The sequence below is a fragment of the Marinobacter denitrificans genome (assembly GCF_008795955.1).
In the GTDB taxonomy this organism is placed as follows: domain Bacteria; phylum Pseudomonadota; class Gammaproteobacteria; order Pseudomonadales; family Oleiphilaceae; genus Marinobacter; species Marinobacter denitrificans.
In genome coordinates this window covers 92,776-105,018 of sequence record NZ_VMHN01000010.1, presented here as the reverse complement: position 1 = coordinate 105,018, position 12,243 = coordinate 92,776, and the positions used below count along the sequence as shown (strand labels likewise).

The following is a 12,243-nucleotide window of genomic DNA, read 5'->3' as shown; positions in this document are numbered from 1 at the left end:
CTCAAACCGGGAATGGCATGCTGACCAAATTGCTCCCTGGTCAGACTTTAAGCACTAGGACTAAAGTATGAGTGAATGCCGCTTCAGTGTATCGCTTGATTTCTAAAACATTGTCAAATGCTGTAACAAAAAGCGATGCTTTGTAGTCGGGCTTGGCGGGTGTGAGGCAGAGTGCTATGAATCACCGGAAAAACGGCATTCTAATGTGGTGGATAGCCTTGGCTGCTGCCCTCACGCCTTTGATAACCATACACACCACGTTTGCCGTATCAGTGCTCGAAGGTTACATCTCCTGGTGTGTGCCTTATTGGGACAGCTGTACCAGTATCAGCCGTACCGGCCGCTATGGGACCAGCTATTTTATCTTCAAGGGCACCATGTTGCCGGCAGCGGTTCTCGGCATCCTGTTCTGGTTCCTGAATGGCCGCTGGCTATCGCAACTGGGCGCCACCACCCGGGGACGTCTCTGGATTCCCTGGCTGGGCTTTGTTGCCTGTGTGTCGCTGGCGGCCTATACCCTGGCTCTCGGGCATGAAGGAGACGGCTTCAACCTGACGCGGCGCATCGGCGTGGTGCTGTACTTTTCTCTTACCTACATTGCGCAGTTGCTGATCAGCTCTGCGCTGACGGAGCATCCGCGATGGCATCGCAGCGGTAAACGCCTGTTATGGTTATGTGAACTGGCTCTGGCGGTAGGTATCCTCTCCGTTATCCTGACCGCCGTGGTGCCCGATATCTATAGCCAGATGGACGATGCTTTCGAGTGGGTACTGGCACTTCTGATCAACCTGCATGCGGTCTGGGTGGCGGTACTGTGGAAACAGAGCCGCTTCCGGGCACGCTTGTGGGCTGAATAGCGCTCATGAATAGAGCCGCTGGATCACAGCGACATCAGGCCGCGAACCAGTGCCGCCGCGCCAGCCAGGGCCGCAATGCCAAGAATGACGGGCCTCAGCCCGTCAAAGGGCATGCGATTGACCAGCTTTCCGGAAAGCCAGAACCCCACCAACACCCCCGGGAAAGTGACTGCAAACAGTTGCAGTTCCTGCTGCCCCAGGTACCCGGACGCCACCAGGGCCGCAATACTGAAAAAGCTGGCCACCAGAAAGAATGCCGACATATTCGCCCGCACCAACGGGCCTTTCTGATTCTGGTAAATCAACGCGATCGGTGGCCCGCCCACAGCGGTTATCGTCCCCATATAGGTCGAAGCGGCACCGGCCAGGATGCTGTTACGGGCGTTAAGGGCAGGGCGCAAACCGGCCACGCTGAGCAAAACGCCAAGCAGGATCAGCACGCCGAACACCAGCTCGAAGCCCTTGGGTGAGATCAGCATCAGGGTGACGCCCGCCAGCACCATCCCTGCAATCCCTCCACCGATCGCAAAGCGAACTTCCCGTATCTGCAGAGCGCCCCGGTTTCGCATCACCATGAAAACCGTCAGTACCAACGCATTAAGGACTAACGGTGCCGGCACCAACACGGGGCTGATCAGAAAAAGCAGCGGCGCAGCCAGGGTTCCGATGCCATAGCCTGCCACTCCCTGCAGACAGGAACCGGCCAGCAGGGCGAGATTAGCGAGGATGATCTGCAGCAGGGAAAGATCCGTCACAATCAGGCTCCTCGAACACATGAATGAGTGTTGATATCACAGCGGCGGGGCAACTAAAACTGTTAAAATGAACCATTTACCCCGGCCAGGAGGCTTGTCATATGGTTGCAGAGGTTATTCCGGAGCGTTGTCCGTGTGGCAGTGGGGAATCTTACAGGGCTTGCTGTGGACGTTTCCATGAGGGCAAACCGGCACCAACGCCGGAAGCACTTATGCGGTCCCGTTACAGCGCGTTTGTGCTGAAACTGGCCGACTATCTGCAATCCACCTGGCACAGCAGTACCCGCCCACAAAGCCTGGGCCTGGAAGACTCACCCCGATGGACTGCGTTGCAGATATTATCGTCGGATCATTCGTGTAACGACGGCACTGTGCATTTTCGTGCCATCTATCGTGTTGGTGACAGCTGGGGTTACCTGGAAGAGACATCCCGCTTCCGGTTGGAGGGCGGGCACTGGTACTACGTCAGCGGCGATACCAGCGAAGGTGTGCTCAAACCTGGCAGGAACGAGCGCTGTCCCTGTGGTAGCGGTAAAAAGCACAAGGCCTGTTGCCTCTGATAGTCGCAGTTACTCGAAAGAAGGCAACTCAGGTTTGGCAACTTCCTTGCCGGCCTCCTGCCAGGCGTCAAATCCACCGGCAATCGAAGTCACACGCAGGTATCCCATTTCCTGCAAAGCTTTCGCACTGAGAGCCGCCCGGCCAGAGGTTTTGCAGTAACACACAATGTTGAGATCACGGCTTCCCAGCGCCGGATCGTTGCTGAACTTGAATTCCAGCATGCCCCGAGAAATATTTACAGCCCCGGGGATGTGGCTGGTGCGGTATTCGTCGGGGTCTCTCACATCGATCAGCATGTCCGCTTTCCGGATCGCATCATCCGCCTGGTCCAGCGGGACTTCGTGAATATCCTGTTTGGCTTGCGTAACCAGGTCATGGGCCGTTTTCATGGGGTTCTCCAAAGCGCAGAAGGAATACACCGAGAGTAAGGCATTTGGCGGGCAGGCGTCACCAGCAGTGTGCTAAATTGATGCACCGGATCATGAGGAAGCTATGAAAACTGCCACCCCCGAAGCTACCAAGGGCGTTCTGTACGGCCTTTCCGCCTATACCATCTGGGGTTGCTTCCCTCTGTACTTTGCCCTGTTCGCGGGGGTGCCGTCGTACGAGGTGCTTATTCACCGGGTTATCTGGTCCTGCGTCTTTCTGGCGGTAGTGGTGACAATTCTCAAGCGCTGGCAGCCGATAAAAGTAGCGCTGGCACGCCCCAAAAAGCTCGGTTTCGTATTTGGCTGTGCGGTGTTTATTGCGGTGAACTGGGGTGTGTACATCTACGCCGTGGAAACCCGCCACGTACTCCAGGCCAGCCTGGGTTACTTCCTCACGCCGCTGGTGAATGTGGCCCTGGGCATGTTGGTGTTGAAAGAGACCATCTCCCGCTTGCAGGTTGTGGCCGTAGCGCTGGCCACCATTGCCATTCTGTACCAGTTGTTCCTGCTGGGCCTGGTGCCCTGGATAACACTGGTGCTGGCCTTCAGTTTCGGTACCTACGGCCTGCTGCGCAAACAGGTAGAGCTGGATGGCCTGTCGGGCCTCTTCGTGGAAACTTTGCTGCTACTGCCTGTCAGTCTGCTGGCACTCGCGTGGTTGAGCTCTGCCGGCCAGTCCCATTTCAGCGACAGTTCAACGATCACGTTACTGCTGATCTCCAGTGGCGGGGTCACGGCTATCCCGCTGCTACTCTTCGCAGGTGCTGCCCGCCGGTTGCGCCTGGCTACGGTGGGCTTTCTGATGTACATCAACCCCACGCTACAGTTCTTTATCGCGCTGTTCGTGTTTGACGAGCCCATGAGCGGGGAAAAACTGTTGAGCTTCGTGATGATCTGGATAGCGCTGGGGCTTTACTCCTGGTCGGCCTGGACCGGGCGCGCGCGTTCCGTATGAAATGCGGTTACACCTCGCAGGTACCACAGGCGTATTTCCGCTCGTAGCGTTTGTCCGCCCAGCTTTCGTAGATGCGTTCTGCAACGGGGTAAATGACCGGCCAGAGTAAGGGCTTGAAAAAGAATCCAAGGCGGGTGTGAGACCAGGCGCACACGTTGGCGGGCAGGCCAATCACCCAGTTGCCGTCACCGGTCAGCAGGTGTAACCGGCGTAGCAGCGCTTCCCGATCTGGCAGCATACCCTTGCGGTTCTGCTGGGCGTGGATGTCGGCGAACACAAGGTCACCCCGCTGCAGTTTCCTCAGGGTACTGATTTCCTTTGCGCACAAAGGGCACTGGCCGTCATAGAACAAGGTGTCCATCAATACCTCCAAGGGTCAGTATTTTATCTCGCATGCTGGCCTTTTCCGCCGCCAGGCCTGCTATCAGGTCATTCAGTCCTGCTACGGGCTCAAGCATGTCGGGTTCGGTGGCGATACCGTTGCGAAAGGTCGTCAGCATGTCGATCTGCACGTGCAGATCCTGAAAATCACCAAAACGTTGCTGGCGATGCTTCAGTTGCCTGAGCATTTCCGGGAACGCAGTTTTGTCCAGCTCGGCCAGGTAGCGTATGCGTTTCAGCAGTTTCCGCAGGCTATGGTAGTCGTCGTCTGGTGCCTGCTGGCTCAATTGCCGCGTGAGCGCGTTGTATTGCTTTATACGCTTGTTCAGCGCTTTCCAGATGTCTACCGTTGTCAGTTTTCGGGTAATTTTCTCAAAATGGCGAGAGGTAATGAGCTGGTGCCAGGTGTCCATGTCCTTGCGGTATTTCTTGCCGGCCATTCGCTTGGCGAGCGCGCGGTGCTCAACGTCGGCCAGGTTGGCGAAATGGCTTCTGGCACCAGAGCTGACCAGCGCTGATTGTGTATCTTCTTGCAGTTGCCATCGCTCGAGGTCTGCAAGGAATACGTGCAGGTCTCTGAGCTGGCTGGTGGCCCGGGCATGCCCTTTCAGTGCCTTCGTGGCCTTGCGCAGGTCGGAGTCGCCGCCTGTCTCGCTGACGGACTCGGCGATGGCGCGGCTACGCCGGATGGCGATGCGGTACTGGTGGAGGAATTCGTCATCAAAGCCCCGGATGACCCCGGTTTCGAGATCCCGCATGCGCTGGTATTGGTGGTGTAGTGTGGCGGGAATGTGTCGGGCCAGGGGTGAGTCTTCGTTGTCCGGAAGCTTCAGGCGCTTACGGTTGAATTGCTCATAACTGACGTCTTTTGGCGTAAGGAACAGTTCCAGCCGCCCTTTGTTCCGCGCCAGCTTATGCCAGTGTTTTATCGGTAGTGCGATCTGCATGAAGCCGCAGGTCGGGAAACTTTCCGGCGCCTGTTTCAACAGGTAGCCCGCCAGATCCTCCAGGGCAGGGTTGTGGCCGATCAGGGTGATGTTCTCTTCTTCTTGCCGCTCCTGTAGCCAGTCAATAAGCACCTTGTGGTTAAAGGTGTAGAGCGCAGGGCATACGTAAGTGTTCTGGCGCAAATCTCCGGGTATAAGGCCATCCAGGGTCTGCCGCGCCCGGGTCGCATTACTACAGAAGATCGGGCCGTCCAGGACGCCTGCCGCACACACAGCTTTACCCATAGGGCCCAGCTGTTTTCGCCCCCGGCTGTTCAGGGGGCGCTGGCGATCACCGAGGCTGTCATCGGCCCAGCTCGATTTGGCATGTCGAATCAGATACAGGTATTTCATCTGTGGCTCTGGTCAGGAATTAGGCCTTTAGTCTAAATGCGGTTCAAGCCCTTCACCTATCTGCCGATAACCCATTCAGCAACATGTGCCGGAGCGTTAGCGAGCTACGGCGTGGTATTACAAGGATGCTGCCCGCCAGTTTACGTTCGTATTACAAACTGGAACACACCCCGATGCGCCATTGTGGATAATTGCATAGAGCATCCAAAATTTTACGGAGTGATAGTCAATGAACTTACTGAGCCGGCTGCGTATTCGTTCTCGCCTGTTGTTGGGTGTTCTGGTCCCGGTATTGATTACGGCAGCAACCCTTGCCTGGATGGATATCGCCGATATTAAAAGTGCTGGTGAGGAGGAACTGGCTCGCCTCGAGGAAACTTTGCTGGAGGCGCGCAAAGATGGGCTAAAAAACATGATTGATGCAGCCCGGTCCCTGGTAATGGAGGCTAAGAATAATCCGCAACTGTCCGAGTCAGAGGCAAAGGAAGAAGCCAGGAATCGATTGCGCTCTATGACGTTTGCAGGGGGTAACTACGTGTTTGCCTACGCCCGCGACCTGGAAAACCTGGCTTATGCGCCGGATCCTTCCCGGGAAGGGCCGACAACGAATCCGGATGTGCGAAAACTGATTCAGTCGCTGTTCGATGCGGCAGAGGAGGGCGGCTTTTTCGGTTACGACTGGCCCAATCCGGCTTCAGGTGATGTAGAGCCCAAGGTGTCCTTTTCTACCATAATCCCGGAGTGGGACTGGATGATAGGCACCGGTGTGTATGTCACCGATATTGAAGAAGTGGTTGCCGCCGCCCGGGCTGACGTTGAACAGGAAATCGCCGACACTCTGGGCTTTATCGTCATGGTCACCGTGATTGTGGTCATCATCGCCCTGCTGATCGGCATCTTTGTTGGCCGTACCGTTACCAACCCGCTGAACAGGGTCATTGCCCTCATGAAGGACATTGCCGAGGGTGAAGGTGATCTTCGCCACCGTCTGCCCGACGAAGGTAACGACGAACTTGCCGAACTGGGTCGCCGATTCAACGCCTTTATCGTGAAAATCCAGAACACCATTCGGGAAGTGGGCGCTACCACCGACCAGGTCGCCTCTGCTGCGGAAGAGCTCAGCCGTGTTGCCACGGAGACCCGGGCCTCGGTTCAGGAACAGGGATCCGAGACCGATCAGATCGCCTCGGCTATCAACGAAATGGCGGCCACCATCCAGCAGATTTCCGGTAACGCCAACGAAGTGGAAAGTGCGGCTTCCGATGCCGACAAGCTGGCACGGGACGGTGGCGAGACCATTGCCAATGCCCAGTCATCCGTCAATCAGCTGTCCCAGGAAATTGATGCAAGCTCCACCCGTATCAGCAATCTCGCCGAGAAAACCGATGAGATTACTCAGGTGCTGGATGTGATCCATGCGGTTACCGACCAGACCAACCTGCTGGCACTCAATGCTGCAATTGAAGCTGCTCGTGCCGGTGAGCACGGCCGCGGTTTCTCGGTGGTTGCCGACGAAGTACGTCAGCTGGCGAAGCGTAGCGCGGAATCCGCTGACCAGATTCGTGGCATGATCGACGGCTTCGTGACCGAGTCCCGCGCGGCTGTCGAGCGAATGGACGCCTCGCGCACCCGTTCCACTGAGACGGTCGAGCGAATCAACCACGCCACTGATGCCCTGCGTACCATCGAGAAATCGGTAGGTCATATTCACGATCAGGTCACCCAGATTGCCACTGCCGCTGAGCAGCAAAGCCAGGTTGCCGAAGAAATAAATCAGAACGTGGTGCGCATTGTGGATGCCGCGCAGCGTAGCGATACCGGCGTAACCCAGACCAACGAAGCAAGCCACGAACTGGCGCGTCTGGGCGAGAGCCTGCGTGACCTGGTGGGTCAGTTCAAAGTATAAAATGATTACTGTTGGCCGGTTGACGATTGGCGTGAGCCGGCCAGCAGGCTATGATGTGAGCCGACTGATCCAACTCCAATAAAAAACGGAAAAGGGCTCGCTTATGTTAACGCTCAAACCTCTCCTGACCTCACTGACTCTGATGCTGAGTTTGACCAGCACCTCGTTGCTGGCCCAGGAAACCTACACGATCCGCCTGGCTGAAACCTGGGGTCCCAACTCCCCGATCCTGGGCGAAACACCCCGGAACATGGCGGCGATGGCCGAGAAGATGTCTGAGGGCCGGCTGCAGTTCCGGATTGATTCCTCCAACAAGCACAAGGCACCCTTCGGTATCTTCGATATGGTGAAGGCCGGCCAGTACGACATGGGGCACACCGCGTCCTATTACTACAAGGGCTCAATTCCCAATGCCATGTACTTTACTACCGTACCCTTCGGGATGATCGCAGCTGAGCAGTACGCCTGGTTCTATTATGGCGACGGCATGGAACTGATGGAGAAGGTATACCAGCCCCACGGCCTGCTTTCGTTCCCGGGCGGCAACACCGGTAACCAGATGGGCGGTTGGTTCCGCGAGGAAATCAAGACGGTTGAGGACCTTGACGGCCTCAAAATGCGCACGCCCGGATTTGCCGGCGAGGTGATGTCCGAGCTCGGTGTCGCTGTGACCAATATCCCGCCGGGTGAGCTCTACAGTGCGCTGGAAAGGGGTACGATCGACGCTCTGGAATGGGTCGGCCCGGCTCTGGATTTCCAGATGGGTTTCCACCAGATTGCAAAATACTACTACTCGGGCTGGCAGGAGCCAGGTGCTGAAGTGCAGTTCCTGATCAATGAAAAAACCTGGAACAAGCTTCCTGCCGATCTGCAGGAAATCCTGAGGGTGTCCATGCGCACTGCTGCCTATGACATGTACATGCAGAGCATGCACGAAAGTGGCGTGGCCTGGGACCGCATGAAGGAAGATTATCCGGATGTGACTCACAAGACGTTCCCTCCGGAAGTCATTGAAGCGCTGCGCGAGGCGACCGAAAAGCTGCTGAACCAAGAGGCGGAGAAGGATGAGCTCGCAAAAGAAATCATTACTTCCCAGCGTGAATATCTGAAACAGGTACGCCAGTGGACGAACATTTCCGACAAGGCGTATCTGAACAGCGTTTCGGGTGAATGAAGGAAGCGCTCCTCTGCCTGAAGAACGTCTCCAAGGCGTTCGACGGCAAAACCGTGCTGGACTCGCTGGATCTGGACATTCTGGATGGCGAGTTCATCACGTTACTGGGGCCATCCGGCTGCGGTAAAACCACACTGCTGCGGCTGATGGCAGGCTTCGAACTGCCGGACACCGGGTCGGTGACCCTGTCCGGCCACGACATTACCCATGCGGCCCCCGAACACCGGCCGCTCAATACGGTGTTCCAGAATTACGCGCTCTTTCCGCATATGTCGGTTTACGACAATGTCGGCTATGGCCTGAAGATGGAGAAACGGCCAAAGGATGAAATCCGTCAGCGGGTGAGCGATGTTCTGGCCATGGTCCAATTGCAGGACTTCGCCCGCCGCAAGCCACACCAGCTCTCAGGTGGACAGCAACAAAGGGTGGCCATTGCCCGTGCGGTGGTCAAGCGTCCACAACTACTGTTGCTGGATGAGCCCCTCTCTGCCCTGGACTACAAGCTTCGCCGCACCATGCAGGTGGAGCTGAAGCGCCTGCAGCGTGAGCTTGGCATCACCTTCGTCTTCGTTACCCACGACCAGGAAGAAGCCCTGTCCATGTCGGACCGGGTGGTGGTGCTGAAAGACGGCGAAATCCAGCAGTTGGGTACGCCGCGGGAAATCTACGAGCGCCCCGCCAATCTCTTTACAGCACGCTTTGTTGGCGAGACTAACCTGTTTCCCGGCTATCTGGCGGCGGTAAACGACCGGGCGATCACACTGGATATTCTGGGGCTGCGCCGTACCCTGCAGAAACCGGCCTTTACCGTGCGTGAAGGCGAGCAGGTCAATGTGCTGTTACGCCCCGAGGATATCCGCGTGCTGGCACCGGAAGACGATCACGGCCTTGCCGGCAAGGTCGTCGAACGCAACTACAAGGGCAGTACGCTGGATTCAGTGATTCACCTGGAGGATGGCACCGAGGTGCTGGCCAGCGAATTTTTCGATGAAGACGACCCCACTTTCGACTACAGGCTGGGTGAGCCGGTTCGGGTCAGCTGGGTGGATGGCTGGGAGTGGTTGCTGCCAGTCGAACCGGAGCCGGTAAACGAAGAGGCGGAAGGGCTGGCCGCGGATGCATAGAGTGTTACAGCAGCCTTTCAAAACCGCTGTACTGGTTCTGGTGTGGGGTTGGCTGCTGCTCCTGGTGCTCACCCCCAACCTGCTGGTGGTGGGGGCCAGCGTCATGACCCGGGATCCGGGTACCTTCCTGTCGCTACCACTGAACCTGGACAGTTACCGGCAACTGTTCGATCCCCTGTACCTGGACGTGTTTCTCAATTCCCTCTACATGGCGGCAGTAACCACGATTTTCTGCCTGCTGATCGGCTACCCCTTTGCCTGGGCCCTGTCTGGCCTCGGCAAGCAGCGCCAGACGCTGCTGATCTTCCTGATGATCGTGCCGTTCTGGACCAATTCCCTGGTGCGCACCTACGCATTGAAACTGCTTCTGGCCACCAACGGGCTCATCAATAATGCATTGATGGGAATGGGCCTTATCGACGAGCCGTTGAAAATGCTCTACACCGAAGGCGCGGTGATTGTGGGGCTGGTGTACCTGTTGCTGCCGTTCATGATACTGCCGCTGTACTCGGTGTTTGATGACCTCCGGCAGGAGCTGTTAATGGCCTCACACGATCTGGGGGCGGGCAAGCTGTCAACGTTTCTGCACGTAACCATTCCCCTGACCCTGCCCGGCGTTCTGGCCGGTGTGATGCTGGTGCTGCTGCCGGCCATGGGGTTGTTTTTCGTGGCAGACATACTCGGTGGCTCGCGCAACCTGCTGGTCGGGAACGTGATCAAGAACCAGTTCCTGGATGCCCGTGACTGGCCCTTCGGCGCTGCTGCCAGCATTCTCCTTACGGTGGCCATGGCCGTATTATTGTTGGCCCACCGGTTAAGCCAGCGGCGGCTGGGTGAGGAGGCGCAAACGTGAGCCGCTGGCTGCCAAAAATCTACCTCACCCTGGTGTATGTGCTGCTTTACCTGCCCATCCTGGTGCTGGTGGTGTTCTCTTTCAACGGCTCCCGTACCGGCTACCGATGGGGCGGGCTGAGTCTCGAATGGTATGAGTCGCTGTTCAACAACCACGCCATGGTTCAGGCCATGTGGAATTCCCTGTGGCTGGCGCTGGCGGCAGCCACGGTGTCGACCATTATTGGTGCACTGACCGCACTGGCTCTTCACCGCTATCGATTTCGCGGTAAGCGCATGCTGCGGGGCATGCTGTTTGTAGTGATGATGTCGCCGGAGATTGTGCTGGCCATTTCGCTACTGGCGCTGTTCCTGCTGGTAGGGCTGCAGCTCGGGTTCGTCTCACTGCTGCTCGCCCATGTAACCTTTTGCCTGCCATTTGTGGTGATTACCGTTATGGCCAGGCTCAGCGGGTTTGATGAAAGCCTGCCAGAAGCCGCACGGGACCTGGGGGCCAATGACTTCACCATGACCCGTACGGTGTTGATTCCGGTGATCATGCCGGCGCTGCTGGCAGGCTGGCTGCTGGGTTTCACGCTTTCCCTGGATGATGTCGTGGTCAGTACCTTTGTAAGCGGCCCCAGCTATGAAATTCTGCCACTGCGCATCTATTCGATGGTGCGTGTGGGCCTTAAACCCGAAGTGAATGCTTTGGGCACCCTGTTACTGCTATTTTCCCTGACGATGTTGATGCTGTCTCAATGGATACTGACAAGGAGCAAATGATGAAAAAACTGGCGCTCGCAGGCCTTGTGGTTGTAACCCTGACCGGGTGCAGCTCCGAGGAAGAACCAAAAGTCCTGAATCTGTACAACTGGTCTGAGTACATGCCTCAGGAGGTATTGGACCGCTTCGAGGAAGAAACCGGTATCCAGGTGGTTTACACCACCTACGACAGCAACGAGGCCATGTACGCGCGTCTCAAACTGCTGGACGAAAGCGGTGATTACGACCTGGCATTGCCCTCTACCTATTACGTCAACAAGATGCGTAAAGAGGGCCTGCTGGAGAAAATCGATCGCGACAAGATAGAAGGCTTTGAAAAGCTGGACCCGGAGCTGATCAACCTGGAGATCGACCCCGACAACGCCTACAGCGTCCCCTATCTCTGGGGCACTACAGGTCTTGCGTATGATGCCGAAGACATCGAAGGCGGCGAAGTAACGGCCTGGGAAGACCTCTGGAGCAAGGAATATGAAGGCCGCGTGATGCTCACCAATGATATGCGGGAAGTATTCCACATCGGCTTGCGGGTGCTGGGCTACTCCGGCAACAGCACTGACCCGGATGAGATCAGGGAAGCCTACGAAAAGCTCACCGAGCTGATGCCTTCGGTACGCACTTTCAACTCGGACGCCCCAAGGATGCCCTACCTGGAAGGTGAAACCGACATCGGCATGATCTGGAACGGTGAGGCCGTCATGGGCAAGGAAGACATGCCGTCACTGGAATATGTCTATCCGGAAGAAGGCACCATTGTCTGGCTGGACAGCTTCGTCATTCCCAAGAACGCCGGCAATCCGGATGCGGCTCACCAGTTCATCAGCTTTGTGATGCAGCCGGAGATTTCCGCGCTGATCAGTGAGGACATTGGCTATGCGACCCCCAATCTGGCGGCCCGCGAGCTGTTGAGTGAGGAAGTGGCCAACGACCGCACCAGTTACCCGACACCGGAAGATCTCACCAACGCCGAATTTCAGGAAGATGTGGGTGACGAAGCCATGCAGGTGTACACCAGATACTGGGAAATGCTGAAGTCCGGGCAGTAGCTGCGCGTCCTGGACTGTGCTCCATGGTCCAGGCCCAGTTAAGACTTGTGTTTATCCACCCCTTGAGAGAGTTTAACGGCACAGGTGTTCTATAATGTAGGC

13 protein-coding genes and 1 pseudogene are annotated in these 12,243 nt (G+C 56.9%); 10 read left to right on the top strand and 4 right to left on the bottom strand.

The window, feature by feature from the left end; all coding sequences use genetic code 11:
- Positions 1-176 precede the first annotated feature (176 nt).
- A complete protein-coding gene (locus FO268_RS19810; protein ID WP_150994994.1) occupies positions 177-857 on the top strand; it encodes a hypothetical protein in 681 nt (226 codons plus the stop codon).
- A 23-nt stretch (positions 858-880) separates the two neighbouring features.
- Here the strand turns inward: FO268_RS19810 and FO268_RS19805 are convergent, their stop codons facing one another.
- On the bottom strand, positions 881-1,612 hold the full coding sequence (locus FO268_RS19805) for a sulfite exporter TauE/SafE family protein (protein WP_150994993.1): 732 nt from the start codon (positions 1,610-1,612) through the stop codon (positions 881-883).
- 101 nt (positions 1,613-1,713) lie between these two features.
- Between FO268_RS19805 and FO268_RS23365 the strand changes: the two are divergent.
- A pseudogene (locus tag FO268_RS23365) lies at positions 1,714-1,764 on the top strand (hypothetical protein); the annotation flags it as partial.
- A 60-nt stretch (positions 1,765-1,824) separates the two neighbouring features.
- Positions 1,825-2,172, top strand: coding sequence for a YchJ family protein (locus FO268_RS19800; protein WP_225316909.1), 348 nt, complete (start codon positions 1,825-1,827; stop codon positions 2,170-2,172).
- Positions 2,173-2,181: 9 nt separating this feature from the next.
- Here FO268_RS19800 and FO268_RS19795 read toward each other — a convergent pair whose 3' ends face one another.
- A complete protein-coding gene (locus tag FO268_RS19795) occupies positions 2,182-2,562 on the bottom strand; it encodes a rhodanese-like domain-containing protein (protein WP_150994991.1) in 381 nt (126 codons plus the stop codon).
- Positions 2,563-2,665: 103 nt separating this feature from the next.
- Here FO268_RS19795 and rarD point away from each other — a divergent pair, with 103 nt between their 5' ends.
- Positions 2,666-3,556 (top strand): EamA family transporter RarD, encoded by an 891-nt coding sequence (rarD, locus tag FO268_RS19790; RefSeq protein ID WP_150994990.1) that lies wholly within the window; start codon positions 2,666-2,668, stop codon positions 3,554-3,556.
- Between the two features lie 7 nt (positions 3,557-3,563).
- Here the strand turns inward: rarD and FO268_RS19785 are convergent, their stop codons facing one another.
- Both FO268_RS19785 and FO268_RS19780 read right to left on the bottom strand, forming a co-directional pair.
- Entirely contained in the window at positions 3,564-3,917 is a 354-nt protein-coding gene (locus FO268_RS19785) for a thiol-disulfide oxidoreductase DCC family protein (RefSeq protein ID WP_191967005.1), read from the bottom strand.
- Complete coding sequence (locus FO268_RS19780; RefSeq protein ID WP_150994988.1) at positions 3,898-5,277, bottom strand: CHAD domain-containing protein; 1,380 nt, start codon at positions 5,275-5,277, stop codon at positions 3,898-3,900. Before FO268_RS19780 ends, FO268_RS19785 begins: the two co-directional genes overlap by 20 nt.
- A 229-nt stretch (positions 5,278-5,506) precedes the next feature.
- Between FO268_RS19780 and FO268_RS19775 the strand changes: the two genes are divergently transcribed.
- From FO268_RS19775 to FO268_RS19750, 6 genes are all read left to right on the top strand, one after another.
- A complete protein-coding gene (locus FO268_RS19775; RefSeq protein WP_150994987.1) occupies positions 5,507-7,183 on the top strand; it encodes a methyl-accepting chemotaxis protein in 1,677 nt (558 codons plus the stop codon).
- A gap of 103 nt (positions 7,184-7,286) precedes the next feature.
- The gene (locus FO268_RS19770; RefSeq protein WP_150994986.1) at positions 7,287-8,357 is read left to right on the top strand and encodes a TRAP transporter substrate-binding protein; all 1,071 of its coding nucleotides are present in this window, start codon (positions 7,287-7,289) and stop codon (positions 8,355-8,357) included.
- Entirely contained in the window at positions 8,354-9,481 is a 1,128-nt protein-coding gene (potA, locus tag FO268_RS19765) for a spermidine/putrescine ABC transporter ATP-binding protein PotA (protein ID WP_150994985.1), read from the top strand. The genes FO268_RS19770 and potA overlap by 4 nt, the downstream gene beginning before the upstream one ends.
- Positions 9,474-10,334 (top strand): spermidine/putrescine ABC transporter permease PotB, encoded by an 861-nt coding sequence (potB, locus tag FO268_RS19760; RefSeq protein ID WP_150994984.1) that lies wholly within the window; start codon positions 9,474-9,476, stop codon positions 10,332-10,334. The genes potA and potB overlap by 8 nt, the downstream gene beginning before the upstream one ends.
- Positions 10,331-11,098, top strand: a complete 768-nt coding sequence (gene potC, locus FO268_RS19755; protein ID WP_150994983.1) for a spermidine/putrescine ABC transporter permease PotC — start codon at positions 10,331-10,333, stop codon at positions 11,096-11,098. The genes potB and potC overlap by 4 nt, the downstream gene beginning before the upstream one ends.
- Positions 11,098-12,141 (top strand): ABC transporter substrate-binding protein, encoded by a 1,044-nt coding sequence (locus tag FO268_RS19750; protein ID WP_150994982.1) that lies wholly within the window; start codon positions 11,098-11,100, stop codon positions 12,139-12,141. Before potC ends, FO268_RS19750 begins: the two co-directional genes overlap by 1 nt.
- Positions 12,142-12,243: the final 102 nt, after the last annotated feature.